The sequence below is a fragment of the Cryobacterium soli genome, assembly GCF_003611035.1.
GTDB lineage: Bacteria > Actinomycetota > Actinomycetes > Actinomycetales > Microbacteriaceae > Cryobacterium > Cryobacterium soli.
On the sequence record NZ_CP030033.1, the window covers coordinates 3,807,538 to 3,820,923 of the forward strand.

A 13,386-nucleotide genomic window follows, 5' to 3' on the forward strand; every position below is an offset into this window, starting at 1 on the left:
GGAAGTGTCCTTCCGCAGGCAGCGCCCTACAGATCGACCTCGCCGCAGAGGTGCACCTGCACACCCAGCTCGGCGAACAGCGCGGCCTTGGCCATGAGGGCGCGGTCTGCAGTCTCGGCGTCGGGCGCGTAGACCACCTGCAGGTGGTTGGCCTTGTGCCGGGCCATCAGCTGGTCGCGACTGACACCGTGCAGCACGCCGTGCATGATCGGCCACTGCTTGTCGGTGGCGTTCAGGCGCCGCTGCGTTTCTTCCTCGGGCAGGTCGGCCACGTGTCCGCGTCCGAGGTCGACGTGCAGGATGCCGTCCATGATGAACACCCGCGACCACACGATCTCGCCCGGCTTCGAGGTGCCGGAGAGGGTCGAGCCGCCCTTGGGGAAGAACACGGCGGGCTGCCGGTTGCCGTGGGACTTGTCGTAGCCGCCGTTGTGCGAGGCCGGAACGGCGCCGGAGATCTCGAAGACCCAGACGAACTCGTCGCCGTACTGCTCACCCCAGCGGATGTCGTGCAGGGTGTTGGCCGGGTCCAGCCCCATGGCCACCCAGATGCGGTTGGTCACGAGGGCGTCAACGGCCACCCCCTCGTCCACCTCGTTGAAGTGCGGCAGGGCGGCGCCGGCATACAGCTCGCGGGCGCCGTCCCGGGAGAACACCGGCGGACGCTCCACGTTGTTGAGCAGACCCTCCACCAGATCGGAGGCCGGCACCATGTCTTTCAGGCCCTGCTGGTACTGGATGCCGATCGCATCGGCGCCGAAGTCGTCGGCGATGCGCAGCGCGGCCACGTACATCTTCAGCTGCTCGTGCACCTGCGCCTCGGTGAGGTCGGCGGTGTCGTCCGGGCCGAAGTGGAAGGTGAAGCCCACCCCGTCGAGCCAGGACCGCACGGCCTGCGCCTCGGCATCCGTCACCGTGTACATCTCGGCGAGCAGGGCCGATTGGGAGAGCCGCTCCTTGTAGATGCCGAGTGCGTTGAGCAGTTCGTCGTCGATGATGGCGTTGTACATGCCCATGCAGCCCTCGTCGAAGACGCCGATGATGGCCTTCTCCTCCTGCAGCTGCCGGGCGAGGCTGCGGCCGAGGGCCACCTCGGCGGTGTCGGGGAGGGTACCGAGGTCACGGACGTGGCTGAGATCGTGCACGATGCTGCCGGTGGCGAGCCATTCGCCCACCTTGTCCACGGCCCAGTCATCGCTGAAGTCCTTGCTCCACAACGAGGAATAGCCGATGCCGGCCTTGGTGAGCGAACCGGTGAGGTTGAGCAGCCCCACCAGGCCGGGAAAATCACCCGCCCAGTTGGCCACGGCCAGGATCGGGCCGTGGTGCGAGCGGAGGCCGGCGAGCAGATGGTGGCTGTACTGCCACACGGCGTCGACCACCACGAGCGGGGCATCCAGGGGGATGCCGCGGAAAACATCCAGCCCGGCGCGCTGGCTGTCGATGAAACCGTGGCCGGTCTCGGGGTTCACGTCGTGCGCGCGGTGCACCTCGTACCCGAAGCCCGCCACGGCGCGGGCGAAGTCCGCTTCGAGCTGCTGCTGGGTGAGCCAGCCGGCGGTGTTGGCGCTCAGGCGGAGGTCGCCGCTGGCCACCACGTACACGGTCTTCGGGGCGACGGCGGGGCGTTGGAGGGTTGGCGGAAAGGCGTAATCGGTCATAAGAAGGCTCCTTGGGTACGGGTGCGAGTGAGGGTGCAGGTCAGCGGTTGTTGGCGGCCATGTCGAGCAGGTCGCCGTGGAGCGTGTCGTCGATGGCGGCCATCGACATACGGGAATCCCACTGGCCGGGCACGTTGGCGGACACGGCAGCCTTCAAGCGGATGATCGACGGTCCGGTGAGGGCCACCAGCTGCACGACGGTGGCCTGCAGCCCGGCGGCGGCGGCGCCGTTGTGGTCGTCGTCGAGAGCCGCGGCGAGGCGACCGAAGGTCTCGGGGTAGGCGGCCGACACTCCGGACACGACCCCGGTTCCGCCTTCGCTGAGCACCGTGGGCAGGGTGGAGTCGTCGCCGGAGTACAGCTCCTGGCCGGGCTGCAGCTCGGCGATGTACTGCACGAGCAGGTCGGTGGCCGCGCCGGACAGTTTCGCGCCGCGCACCCCGGGCAGGCTCATGATCTCGCGGAATGCGGCCGGCGACACGACGATGCCGGTGCGCTCGGGGAACAGGTAGACGTAGTGTTCGATGCCGGGCAGGGCTGCCGTGACACCCCGGTAGAACTCGATCACCGCGGCGTCGTCGGCGGGCAGGTAGTAGGGCGTGAGGGTGGCCATCCGGGTGATGCCGAGCGTGGCGGCAGCACGGCCGAGGCGCACCACCTGGTGTTGGCTCGCGTGGCCGATGTGCGCGATCACCCGGTCGGCGCCGAGCACGAGGCAGGCGCGGCGGAACGCTTCCTGCCGTTCGTCGTCGTCCAGCGCCGGGAACTCACCGGTGGTGCCGGCGACGAGGGCGGCGTGCACGTGCGGCTCGACCCGGGTGAGCAGCGCGTCAAAGGTGTCCCACTGCACGGCGCCGTCGGCGCTGAAGGGGATGGGGAGGGCGCTGACGATTTGTGCGGTCATGGTTGCACCTTTCGGTTCGGTTCTGAGTGGGCGAGCAGTGAGGGGCAGGTGAGCAGGGAGAGGGGCACGGTGGCGCTGGCGATCCCGCGGCGCTGCCAGGTGTAGGTGATGACAAGATCGTCGCCATGCACGATCGCGGCGGGGTACGAGTACTCGCCGGTGCCGTCGGTGCGCACTCCGTCGTCGCGGGGGTCGAATCCGGTCTCGGATGCGGCGGGCAGGCTGGGCGTGAACGCGCCGAGCGGCATCCGCCCGTTGTCGATGATCGCCACGGTCTGCCAGTGCCTTCCATCGCGCGAGACCGCCAGGGCCAACGGGCAGCGGGCGCCCCAGCTGGTACCGGTGGGATTGTGCACGCCGGCGAGGGTGCCGTCGGGCAGCTGCGCCACGGTGAGGCCGCTGTTGTTATTCGGCAGGTCGCTCGGCACGGCGGGGGCGAAGCTCCGGCCGTTGTCGGTCGAGAACGCGACGAAGGCGTGTCCTTCCGACGACCGCAACAGGGCGCCGACGGTGTTGCCGGTGACCCACAGGGCCGGCTGGATGACGCCCGCGCCCGCTAGCGTCGACCGGTCCAGCGGGATGGCGACGCGGTTCCAGGTGCGACCGTTGTCGGGGGAGCGGTCGACGAAGCTCTCCCAGACCGGCCCGCCGGACGCCCAGGTCTCGGTGGAGGCCGGAGCGAGCCAGGCGCCGTCGATCGTGCGCACCGGCGGATTCTTCACCGGTCCGCGCCCACCGACGTCGCCGGGAACGAGTTCCCGCGGTGCCGACCAGGTAGAACCGTGGTCGTCGCTGGTGCACAGCCAGGTCGACCATTCCGAGATGCGCGGGCCACGCTTGAAGAACAGCCACACCGCTCCGTCCGGGGCCTGGGCGAGCACCGGGTTCCAGTGCGCGACGGCGTCCCCTGGGCCACCGCTGCCGGTGACCCGCCGCGGCTCGCTCCAGGTGCCGCCGGGCTGCCGCACGGCCACGAGGATGCCGTTGTCGGGGGTGCCTTCCGCGGTGCCCGCGAACCAGGCGCACACGAGGGAGTCGCCCACGGCCAGCACCGTGGAGGCGTGGCACTGCACGCCGCCGGTTGTGCCGGGCCGGGCCACCCAGTCGCGGGTGACGCCGGCCGTGATGTGGAGAGGGATGTCGGTGGGGATGTCAGCGGAGACGCTGGTGGCACGCATCAGCGCTCGGACTTCGACTCGGCGGCCTCACGCTGGGTGCGGTCGGCGAGGCGGTCCTCGAGCGAGCCCGGGTCGACCGTGCCGCGCCGGGCGGCACGCACCTTGGCGATGATCGGCACCAGGATCGCCACGGCGGCCAGCGCGAGCATGACGGCCGAGATCGGCTGGGTGAAGAAGATCGTCGGCCCGTCGATCAGCAGCGCCCGGCGCAGGTTGGCCTCGGCCAGCGGGCCGAGCAACAGCCCGAGCACCACCGGACCGGCGGGGAAGCCCGTGCGCTTCATCACGAGCCCGACCACGCCGGAGATGAGCATGACGATGACGGTGTACATGTTGTTGGTCACGGTGTACGTGCCGACCACGCAGAAGATGAGGATGGCCGACCAGATGTAGTAGTTGGGCAGGTCCATCAGTTTCACCATGCCGCGCATCCGCACCAGGCTGATGCCGAGCGACACGACCGTGGCGACGATCATGATCGCTGCGATGGAGACGACCAGGTCGGGGTTGTTGGTGAACAGCTGCGGACCGGGCTGCAGCCCCCAGATGATCATGGAGCCGATCATCACGGCCATCACCGAGTCGCCGGGGATGCCCAGCGCCATGGTGGTGATCAGCGATCCGCCGAGCGTGGCGCTGGACGCACCGTCGGCGGCCGTGATGCCCTCGATGGAGCCCTTGCCGAACTTGTCCTTGTTCTTGGACACCGCTCGGGCGCGGTCCCAGCCGATCAGTCCGGCGATGTCGCCGCCGGCGGCGGGAACGATGCCGACGACGATGCCGACCCCGGTGCTGAGCGCCATGGGTTTGCCCATCTCCTTGTACTCCTTCTTGGTGGGCCACCAGCGGCCCAGGGAGGAGATCGGCTTGGTCTTCTGCTCGCGGTGGGTCAGCAGCTGGTCGAACAGTTCGGCGATGCCGAAGAGCCCGATGATCACCGCAATGAAGTCCAAACCGCCGGACAGGTCGTTCAGTCCGAAGGTGAACCGCTGGTCGCCGGTGATCGGGTCGCGGCCGATGGTGCCCAGCGTCAGGCCCACGGCCCCGGCGAGCACACCCTTCACGATCGACTTCGACGAGATCGAGATCATGATGGTGAGGCCGAACACGACGAGGGCGAACATCTCGGGCGGCCCGAAGTTGAGCGCCAGCTTGGCCACGGGCTGGGCAGCGATGATGAAGACCACCATCGACACCAGGATGCCCACCGTCGAGGCCAGCGCCGAGACCACCAGCGCAAGGCCGGCCTTGCCTTGTTTGGCCATCGGGTAGCCGTCGAAGGTGGTGGCGATGGCGGCGGGAGTGCCTGGCGTGTTGACCAGGATGGCGGGGATGCGGTCGCCGTAGTTGGCGCCGACGTAGATGCTCAGCAGCACGGCCAGACCCTGAACGGGTTCGAGGGTGAGGGTGAAGCCGGCGGCCAGGGCCACCGCCATCGATCCGGTGATGCCGGGGAACACGCCGACCAGGGTGCCCACGAGCAGGCCGATCATGAGGCACAGCAGGGTGACCGGGTCGAGGACCGCGCTCAGCCCGGATTCCAGGGGGTTCATAGGGGCACTCTCAAAAGGAGGTTGAACATGGCGTAGAGGGCGCCGGTCATCACGACCGGGTAGATGATGAGGGCACGGATGCCGCGGCCACCGCCGATCGCGGTGACCGCCGAGACGAACACCGGTGCGGCCACGACGAATGCCGTCAGCGGCCATACGACGATGAAGGCGATCGTGGCGGCCACCGCGAGCAGCAGCTTGATCCAGCCCGGCCGGGTCGTTGCCTCGTTGTCGGTGTTCGGGTGAGGTGCCTTCACGAGGGCGGTGACCAGCAGGATGAGGGACAAGCCGAGGCCCAGTGCGCCCAGGAAGGTGGGCCAGGACCGGGGCGTCAGGCCCGGCAGTTCCAGCCGCAACTCGATGGCATTGGCCAGGAGGAGTACCGAGCCGGTCAGGGCCACTGCGGTGAGTGCGATGGTGATTTCGGGCCATCGGGGCGCCGTGGTCGGGCGCTCGCCGCCCGCATCCACCTCACCCTCACGGCCACTCGTCGTGGACGAACTGGGCGTCATGATTACTTGACTTCGAGCAGGCCGGCGAAGCGGGTGTACTCGCTGTCGATGAACTCGGTGAAGTCCGCCGGAGTCTTGTAGACCGACAGGGCGCCGCTCTTGGTGATGGTGTCGACGAACGTGTCCGACTGGGCGGAGGTGGCGATCGCGTCGGCGAGGGCTTCGCGCACGTCATCGGGCAGTCCGGCCGGTGCGTAGACACCGCCCCAGCCACCGAACTTGAGGTCGTAGCCGAGTTCCTCAGCGGTTTCCACGTCGGGCAGCAGCGGGTGGCGCTCGTCGTGGAGCACGGCGAGGGCGCGCAGCTGGCCGCCGTTGTGCGCCGCGGCGGTCTCGGCGGTGCCGCCCACGGCGGCGTCGACCTGGTTGCCCATCACAGCGGCCACGGCGGGGCCGCCGCCGTCGAAGGGCACGGGAACAACCGTTGCACCGGTGAGGTCGGCCAGGCCCAGCTCGGCGGCTTCCCAGATGGAACCGGCACCGGCGTTTGCCATGGTGACCGAGCCCGACTTGCCCGCGGCGACGAGGTCGTCGAGGGTCTTGAAGGGGCTGTCGTTGGGCACCGAGATCACTCCGGGGGCGAGCATGATCTGGCCGAGGAAGTCGTAGTTGTCCGGTTCGATGTCGAAGCCCTGGTGGGCCAGCATCGAGATCTCCACGGGGACGAAGCCGATGGTGTAGCCATCCGGGTCGGAGTCGGCGATGTACTGCATGGCCGTTGAACCCGATGCGCCGGGCCGGTTCTCGACGATCACCGACACACCGAGTTCCGTTTCCAGCTCGCTGGCCAGGGCGCGGGAGGTGAGGTCGGAGCCGCCGCCGGCGGCGGCCTGCACGATGAAGGTGATATCACCCTCGGGGTAGGCCGAGACGTCCTCGGCGCCATCGGCGCCGGGGGAGGAGGAGCACGCCGTGAGGGTGAGGGCGGCGGCCGCCAGAACACCGGTCAGCTTGAGGGTACGTGGCATTGTCATTTTTCAACTTCCTTGTTGGAAACGGGGCAGTGCGGTGCAGTGCGGGGGTACTGCGGGGGGTGAAACGGGCATAACGGATTGCGGGACGACGCTAGGAATCAGCGGGACGGATTGGGGGAGGGTCAGGCCTCGGCGTGCAGCCGCTTGAAGGCGTTGGTGAGTCGGTCGCGGGAGCCCTGCAGGTGCACGCGGAGCATCTCGACGGCGGTGGGGATGTCGCCGTTGCGCAACGTCGTGTACAGGTCGAGGTGGTCCTGATAGGTGGGACCGAGATCGCGGTCTTCGGCGTTGGTGAGCTCGAGCATCACCGCGAAGGTGGGCTCGTACATCTTCCACATGCTCTCGAGCCGCTTGCCGCCGGCCACCGAGTAGAACGCGGAGTGGAAGTTGAGGTCGGCCCGGGAGAAGCCCAGGGAGTCGTTGGCTGCCACCCGGTCGCGCATGATGTTGAGGTTGCCCTCCACCAGGTCCCAGCTGGCGTCGGTCGAGTGCGCGCGGGTCAGTTCGAGGGCCTTGACCTCGAGGATCTCGCGGAGCATGTACAGCTCGTCCACGTCACTGGCACGCAGCCCCACAGCGAACACGCCGCGGCGGTGGCTCTCGACCAGGCCTTCGGACTCCAGTTGGCGCAGGGCGTCGCGGATGGGGCCGCGGCTCACGTCGAACCGGATCGACAGCTGGGATTCGACGAGGTGGGTGTTCGGCGGGATCTCGCCGGCGACGATGGCGTGGCGTAGCTGGGTGACGACGTGGTCGCCGAGCGCCAGTGCCTGGGGCACGGGGCTCCGTCCATTCACGAAAGACACGCTCGTCATCATTGACTCCTCTTGCTAACCGATAACGGTTTACCGTAAACCAAAGCTAGAGGGCGCGCGAGGATTCGTCAACCTTTTGCCCGGATTGGGTGGGTCGAGGATCGGCAAGGCCCAGAGGAACTACCTCAGGCAAGGCCGCGACCACGGCACGCGCCACCAAGTCTGAGTACGCCGTGTCAGCGATCCAGGCGACGCACGTCTAGCGGCGGAAAGTGCGCAAATTAGGACCGAATCCCGGATTTCGTCCTTCTAAGCTCACTTTTGCCTCAGAACCAAGCGCGCCCACTCGTGACACCTGTCACGGACACCGATGACACCCGGGTACTTCCGGGCCCCAGCCGGGATTGATTGGCTGGTCTCACACCGCCGGAGCGATCCCACCGCCCGGCCAACCGAGACGAGTCCCATGAAGAAGCCCCTGCGCATCGCGCTTACTACCCTCGGCGTGCTCGTGGCGATTCCGGTGCTGTTCGTCGCCACGACGGCAGTGGTCAACGCCGTCGCCACGGCCTCAGAGGCCTCCGCGATCACCGACTATGGGCAGCGGGTGCCCGTCGACGGCAAGCAGATGAACGTGGTGCAGAGCGGCGACGGCGACCAGACCATCGTGCTGCTGCCCGGACTTGGCACCGCCGCACCCGGCCTCGACTTCCAGCCCCTGATCGACGAACTCGACGACACGTACCGGGTCGTGGCCGTCGAGCCCTTCGGCACCGGACTGAGCGACCAAACCGACACCCCGCGCACCGCCGCGAACATCACCCGGGAGGTGCACGAGGCGCTGCAGTACCTCGACGTGGACCGGTACGTGCTGATGGGCCACTCCATCGCCGGCATCTACGCCCTCAGCTACAGTGCCGCCTACGCGGACGAGCTCGTCGCCTTCGTCGGCATCGACAGCAGCGTGCCCGACCAGCCCGGCGCGGACGAGCCGATTCCGGCCGGCCTGATCTCGACCATGAGCACCCTGGGCATCACCCGCGCCCTCACCGCCCTGGCCCCCGACCCGTACCTGGGCCTGCCCTACGACGAAGAGACCATCGAGCAGATGAAGCTGCTCGGCAGCAAGAACGCGGCGGCTCCGACGCTGGTGAACGAGATGGACAACACCCCCGCCAACTTCGCGTCCGTCAGCGGTGCCACGTTCCCCGCCGACCTCCCGGTGCTGCTCTTCGTGCGCTCCACCGACACCGATGTGGACGGCTGGGTCGCCCTGCACGACAAACAGGCCGCCAGCGTCGACACCGGCCAGGTGATCACCCTCACCGGCGACCACTATCTGCACCACACCCTCTCGCCCCAGATCGCCCAGGGCACCACGGACTTCCTCGCAGCGCTGTCGATACGCTGAGGTCATGTCGCACACCGAGCAGGCCGCGCCCACCGCCGACCTGCGGATGATGCGCCGCTCCACCGTGCTGACGCTCGGGCTGGTGGTGCTCGTGGGCGGCTTCGTGCAGCTCCTGTTGGGGGTCGACCTGCCCCTGACCCCGCGGATGATCGTCCTTGCGGCGCTCACGCTGGCCGCCGTCGCCGGCGCGCTTGCCACCATTCCGCTGTTACTCCGGGGGTCGGGGGAGGCCGCACCCACGCATCCGGTCGCGCTCGCCCTGCTCGGCACGAGCGGTGCGGCATGGCTGCTCGCCGTGCCGGCGCCGTTCGCCGGCTGGGGTTGGGCGTTCCTGTTCGCGCTGGCCGGCGGGGTGCTCGGCTGCCTGGTGACCGGATGGTGGAAGGCCGCGGTGGTGCTCGGCACCAACGCGGTCGTCGTCGGAGGGGGTGTGATCGGCATCCTCACCTCTCCGCCCGCGGTCGTCGCCCCGGCCGGCGCCGACGACACGGCCGATCTCATTGTTCTCGGCACCCTCGCCTTGTTCACGCTCATGCCGTTGAGCGCGGTCTGGGCGTTGCAGGTGGTGCTGCGCCTGGAGCACGCCCGGCAGACCGCGGCCGAGCTCGCGGTGGCGAAGGAGCGGCTGCGGTTCGCCACCGACCTGCACGACATCCAGGGCCACAACCTGCAGGTGATCGCCCTCAAGAGCGAACTGGCCGAACGGCTGCTGGCCGCGCGTCCCGAGCAGGCCGCCCGCGAGATCGCCGACATCCGGGTTATCGCGCAAGCGGCGCTCGACGACACTCGCGCGGTGGTGAACGACTACCGCACGGTCACCGTGGCCGTGGAGGTGCGGAACGCGGCGGCGGTGCTGCGCTCCGCGGGCATCCGGTGTGAGGCGCGCATCGACACGCCTGGCATGCCCACCACGATCGGCGCCGTGTTCGCGGTCGCGATCCGGGAGGCGGCCACGAACGTGCTCCGGCACAGCCGGGCCACCGAGGCCACGATCGAGCTCGTGCTCGCGGATGCCGGCGAGTACCGGTTGACGGTGAGCAACAACGCCGCCGGTGCGGCGCGGCTCGGCGGAACGGGCCTGTCAGGCCTCGCCCACCGCGTCGCCGCGCAGAACGGCACGGTCGTGACCACCCGCACCGACGACATCTTCACGCTGGTCGTGCGGGTGCCCACCACGGATGCCGCCGTCCCCAACCCGGCGCAGGTCGGTGCGGCCGACGATGGCATGCCCGCCGACGGCCGAGTCCCGGCCTCCGCACCGACTCGACGGGAGGCCGGCCGATGATTCGAATCGTGATCGCCGACGACGAGGAGCTCATCCGCGGCGCCCTCGTGGCCCTGCTCTCGCTCGAACCCGACCTCGAGGTCGTCGCGGATGTCGCCGATGGGGAGCAAGCGGTGGCCGCGGCGATCGCGCATCGCCCGGCAATCATGCTGCTCGACCTGGAGATGCCCCGGCTCGACGGCATCGACGCCGCCCAGCGGCTGCTGGGGCTGGTGGACACCCAGGTCATCATCGTCACCCGGCACGCACGGCCCGGCACCCTGAAACGGGCCCTCGCCGCCGGGGTGCGCGGCTTCGTGCCCAAGTCCACCCCCGCGTCAGAGCTGGCCACGATCATCCGCTCGGTCGCCGTCGGCGAGCGGTACATCGACGCGCGCCTGGCCACCGCGGCGCTCACTGAGGAAGAGAACCCGCTCACGCCCCGGGAGGTGGACGTGCTCCGGCTGGCCCGGGACGGCCTGGCCACCCGGCACATCGCGAAGCAGCTCGGCCTGGCGCACGGGACGGTGCGCAACCACATCTCCGCCGCCATGGCCAAGCTCGCCGCCGACTCGCGCACCGCGGCCGCGGCGGCCGCGTGGGAGCAGGGCTGGATCTAGCCAGCGCGGGAATGCTGGCCTCGCCTTGGCGCGCAGAGCGGCGTAGCCTGCGAGACCCAGACCCTCACCGTGTGCGCGCCAGAGGAGCGGAATGCAGGTCGGGGAATCCACTACCGTCAGCGGCCTGTCGACCCGTGAGCGGTTCGCGCTGGTCGAGCCTGTCGAGACCCCGTGAGCCGACCTACGAGATGGGCGCGCCACGCAGGCACGTCACCGGGTGTCGACACGCTCAACCAGCGAAGTGGCCGCAGGCATGCGTTCAGGCGGAGACGCGCGCCACAATCGCGCCGTGCGGGCGGTGCCCAGGTCCCGTGCGCGTGTAGGTCTCGACGATCTCGAAGTGAGCGGAGCGCAGCTCGTTGCTCAGGGCGTCGACGGGCCAGCGATAGGCGGTCGTGACGGCATGCTCGAACTGCTCGAGCACCGGGCCCTCGAAGAATCCGAGCAGGAGTTTGCCGCCTGGCCGCAGAATGCGGGCGAACTCGGTCAGCGCAGCCCGGAGGGAGCCTGGTTCGTGGTGGATGAGCGAGTACCAGGCGAGGATGCCCGCGACAGTACCGGGCGGGTTGGGCAGCTCGCCGATGTCGCCGACCTCGAAGGACACCCCAGGATGGGCCCGTCGGGCATGGTCGACAAAGCTCGAGACACCGTCCACGCCCCGCACATCGACACCACGAGATGCAAGGTGCCCGCTCCACTGCCCCGGGCCGCAGCCGGCATCGATCAGAGGACCATCAAGCTGGGCGGCCCATCCGGTGACAAACTGCAGGTCCGCCGGGTGCACCGACGCCATCGAGCCGAGCTGCTCCGTGTACTCCATGGCACGGCGGGCATACGCGGCAGTGATGTCGGCTGTCATGCTTCCGAGCCTAGAGAGTCACGGCGCTCACGGGTGGGGGCGCGTTGGTCTCGTTGGTCTCGTTGGTCGAGCGTGTCGAGACCCCGCGAGGTGTCTGCGTACCGGGTTCACTGGTTCCACGGTTCGCAGGTTGTCTCACCAGGTTTCGACAAGCTCAACCAGCGAAGGGGCGCGTTGGTCTCGGCGGTCGAGCTTGTCGGCGGGCCTAACGCGCCGCGAGGGTCGTGAGCAGCGCGGCCGGCAGCTCCGGCTCGGGCAGCGTCACCGCGAACAGGGTGCCGTTGGTGCGCTCCACGACGAGCGCGGGACCGCTCGCCACCACGATGGCCGAGCGGCCGGGGCGGATCCGGTAGCCCCAGCCGCCCCACTCCATCGGCGCGATGGTCTCGGCGCGCGCCGACACGATCTGGTCGAGCCGCAACCGTCGCAACGGCAGCCCAAGCAGCGCCGACATCACCCGCAGTCCGCGGCGGTCCACGCTCACCCGCAACCGGCCGAAGGCCAGGCACGACAGCGCCACCAACCCCACTGTCACCGCGCCGCCGGACCCCGGCCCACCGAGAACCGCACTCAGCACCGCGAGCGCCACGGTGGCCAGGCCCAGAACGCCGGCGAGCCAGAGGAGCAGCGGCACCCGGACGGTGGTGAACCAGGCGCCGGTCTCGCTCGCCGCCAACGGCACCGAGACGGGGGAGTACGGCTGCGGCTCAAACGGGCGCCGCGGCGACAGCACGAAGGGAATCAGGCCGAAGGCGCCGGCCAGCACACCGAGCAACGGCCAGCCGCCCGCGTCGGGTTTCGACGACCCTGTCACCAGGACGAGCCCGGCGGTCACCAGCCAGATGCCCGTGCCCAGTCCGGCGGCACAACCCGCGACGAGCAGCAACGTGCGACGGATGTCGGCGGTGCGGCGGGACAGAGCGGCCAGCCCCGCCAGCGCGGCGAGCAGGGCGATGCCACCGGTGATCGCCAGCATTAGCGCGGTCGGCGAGGTGGACGTCACCTCGGTGCCGTTCCACTGCCGAGGCAGCTCCGCCGGAAGCCGGTCGTGCCACTGCAGCGCCGTCACCACGACGGTGACAACCGGCAGCCACAGCAACCCGACCGCAAGCCGGTCGCGACTGGTGGCGCGCGGGTCGAGTGCCGGGGCGGCGTCGATGGTGGTCTGGTCTGGCATGGCTCAGCCTCTCGTTTGGATCAGGGTCAGCACGTCCGGCAGGGTCACGCCGAGCTTGCGGGCCTCGGCGAGCAGCGCGTCGGCCAGCTCGGTCAGGCGCACCGTTCCGGCGTCGGCATCCGCTCGCACCGAGGCGCCGCGGCCCTGACGCATCTCGAGAATGCCGTCGTCGCGCAGCTGCTGATAGGCGCGCAGCACGGTGTGCATGTTGATGTCGAGGGCGCTGGCCAGCTCGCGGGCCGGCGGCAGCCGGGTGCCCGGCGCCAGGGTGCCGTCGACCACCGACGCGCGCACCTGCACGGCCAATTGGTCGGCGATGGACACCGACGACGCCTGATCAACCCGAAACAACATGTTTGCAATGTTACTAGAACAATGCCGCCTGTGTTGACCCGCTAGGGCACACCGGCATCCGCGGCGGGCGCTCACTACGCCGTGCCAGCGTCACTGCTCCTCGTACCGTTGGCCGCGCCCGCTATAGCGGGCGCGGTCGCCCGTACGAGGTGCAGTGACGGACG

The 13,386-nt window shown here is 69.4% G+C and carries 13 protein-coding genes; 3 read left to right on the forward strand and 10 right to left on the reverse strand.

Features of this window, described 5'->3' with window-relative positions; all coding sequences use genetic code 11:
- Positions 1 to 26: 26 nt before the first annotated feature.
- The 7 genes from DOE79_RS17725 to DOE79_RS17755 form a co-directional block, all read right to left on the reverse strand.
- Positions 27 to 1,661: a fucose isomerase gene (locus DOE79_RS17725; RefSeq protein ID WP_120339620.1), complete on the reverse strand. Its 1,635-nt coding sequence runs from the start codon at positions 1,659 to 1,661 to the stop codon at positions 27 to 29.
- Positions 1,662 to 1,701: 40 nt separating this feature from the next.
- On the reverse strand, positions 1,702 to 2,565 hold the full coding sequence (locus tag DOE79_RS17730) for a dihydrodipicolinate synthase family protein (protein WP_120339621.1): 864 nt from the start codon (positions 2,563 to 2,565) through the stop codon (positions 1,702 to 1,704).
- A complete protein-coding gene (locus tag DOE79_RS17735) occupies positions 2,562 to 3,743 on the reverse strand; it encodes a sialidase family protein (protein WP_120339622.1) in 1,182 nt (393 codons plus the stop codon). The genes DOE79_RS17730 and DOE79_RS17735 overlap by 4 nt, the downstream gene beginning before the upstream one ends.
- A complete protein-coding gene (locus DOE79_RS17740) occupies positions 3,743 to 5,296 on the reverse strand; it encodes a tripartite tricarboxylate transporter permease (protein ID WP_120339623.1) in 1,554 nt (517 codons plus the stop codon). Before DOE79_RS17740 ends, DOE79_RS17735 begins: the two co-directional genes overlap by 1 nt.
- Entirely contained in the window at positions 5,293 to 5,808 is a 516-nt protein-coding gene (locus tag DOE79_RS17745; protein WP_120339624.1) for a tripartite tricarboxylate transporter TctB family protein, read from the reverse strand. Before DOE79_RS17745 ends, DOE79_RS17740 begins: the two co-directional genes overlap by 4 nt.
- A gap of 2 nt (positions 5,809 to 5,810) precedes the next feature.
- Positions 5,811 to 6,782, reverse strand: coding sequence for a tripartite tricarboxylate transporter substrate binding protein (locus DOE79_RS17750; protein WP_120339625.1), 972 nt, complete (start codon positions 6,780 to 6,782; stop codon positions 5,811 to 5,813).
- Positions 6,783 to 6,904: 122 nt separating this feature from the next.
- Positions 6,905 to 7,561 carry a GntR family transcriptional regulator gene (locus DOE79_RS17755; protein WP_220094256.1) on the reverse strand — a complete coding sequence of 219 codons (657 nt, stop codon included), beginning with the start codon at positions 7,559 to 7,561 and terminating at the stop codon, positions 6,905 to 6,907.
- 442 nt (positions 7,562 to 8,003) lie between these two features.
- On the opposite strand from DOE79_RS17755, the gene DOE79_RS17760 reads away from it, so the two are divergent.
- Genes DOE79_RS17760 through DOE79_RS17770 form a run of 3 tightly spaced genes read left to right on the forward strand, consistent with a single transcriptional unit; the run spans position 8,004 to position 10,832 of the window.
- Positions 8,004 to 8,948 (forward strand): alpha/beta hydrolase, encoded by a 945-nt coding sequence (locus DOE79_RS17760; protein ID WP_120339627.1) that lies wholly within the window; start codon positions 8,004 to 8,006, stop codon positions 8,946 to 8,948.
- Between the two features lie 4 nt (positions 8,949 to 8,952).
- The gene (locus DOE79_RS17765; RefSeq protein ID WP_120339628.1) at positions 8,953 to 10,233 is read left to right on the forward strand and encodes a sensor histidine kinase; all 1,281 of its coding nucleotides are present in this window, start codon (positions 8,953 to 8,955) and stop codon (positions 10,231 to 10,233) included.
- Positions 10,230 to 10,832, forward strand: a complete 603-nt coding sequence (locus DOE79_RS17770) for a response regulator transcription factor (protein ID WP_120339629.1) — start codon at positions 10,230 to 10,232, stop codon at positions 10,830 to 10,832. The genes DOE79_RS17765 and DOE79_RS17770 overlap by 4 nt, the downstream gene beginning before the upstream one ends.
- A 259-nt stretch (positions 10,833 to 11,091) precedes the next feature.
- Here the strand turns inward: DOE79_RS17770 and DOE79_RS17775 are convergent, their stop codons facing one another.
- From DOE79_RS17775 to DOE79_RS17785, 3 genes are all read right to left on the reverse strand, one after another.
- Complete coding sequence (locus DOE79_RS17775) at positions 11,092 to 11,691, reverse strand: class I SAM-dependent methyltransferase (protein ID WP_120339630.1); 600 nt, start codon at positions 11,689 to 11,691, stop codon at positions 11,092 to 11,094.
- Positions 11,692 to 11,896: 205 nt separating this feature from the next.
- The gene (locus tag DOE79_RS17780) at positions 11,897 to 12,868 is read right to left on the reverse strand and encodes a hypothetical protein (protein WP_120339631.1); all 972 of its coding nucleotides are present in this window, start codon (positions 12,866 to 12,868) and stop codon (positions 11,897 to 11,899) included.
- Between the two features lie 3 nt (positions 12,869 to 12,871).
- On the reverse strand, positions 12,872 to 13,222 hold the full coding sequence (locus DOE79_RS17785; protein WP_120339632.1) for a GntR family transcriptional regulator: 351 nt from the start codon (positions 13,220 to 13,222) through the stop codon (positions 12,872 to 12,874).
- Positions 13,223 to 13,386: the final 164 nt, after the last annotated feature.

Coding starts and splice junctions, on each gene's coding strand:
- DOE79_RS17725 (WP_120339620.1), bottom strand. CDS start 1,661: ATGACCGATTACGCCTTTCCGCCAACCCTCCAACGCCCCGCCGTCGCC.
- DOE79_RS17730 (WP_120339621.1), bottom strand. CDS start 2,565: ATGACCGCACAAATCGTCAGCGCCCTCCCCATCCCCTTCAGCGCCGAC.
- DOE79_RS17735 (WP_120339622.1), bottom strand. CDS start 3,743: ATGCGTGCCACCAGCGTCTCCGCTGACATCCCCACCGACATCCCTCTC.
- DOE79_RS17740 (WP_120339623.1), bottom strand. CDS start 5,296: ATGAACCCCCTGGAATCCGGGCTGAGCGCGGTCCTCGACCCGGTCACC.
- DOE79_RS17745 (WP_120339624.1), bottom strand. CDS start 5,808: ATGACGCCCAGTTCGTCCACGACGAGTGGCCGTGAGGGTGAGGTGGAT.
- DOE79_RS17750 (WP_120339625.1), bottom strand. CDS start 6,782: ATGACAATGCCACGTACCCTCAAGCTGACCGGTGTTCTGGCGGCCGCC.
- DOE79_RS17760 (WP_120339627.1), top strand. CDS start 8,004: ATGAAGAAGCCCCTGCGCATCGCGCTTACTACCCTCGGCGTGCTCGTG.
- DOE79_RS17765 (WP_120339628.1), top strand. CDS start 8,953: ATGTCGCACACCGAGCAGGCCGCGCCCACCGCCGACCTGCGGATGATG.
- DOE79_RS17770 (WP_120339629.1), top strand. CDS start 10,230: ATGATTCGAATCGTGATCGCCGACGACGAGGAGCTCATCCGCGGCGCC.
- DOE79_RS17775 (WP_120339630.1), bottom strand. CDS start 11,691: ATGACAGCCGACATCACTGCCGCGTATGCCCGCCGTGCCATGGAGTAC.
- DOE79_RS17780 (WP_120339631.1), bottom strand. CDS start 12,868: ATGCCAGACCAGACCACCATCGACGCCGCCCCGGCACTCGACCCGCGC.
- DOE79_RS17785 (WP_120339632.1), bottom strand. CDS start 13,222: ATGTTGTTTCGGGTTGATCAGGCGTCGTCGGTGTCCATCGCCGACCAA.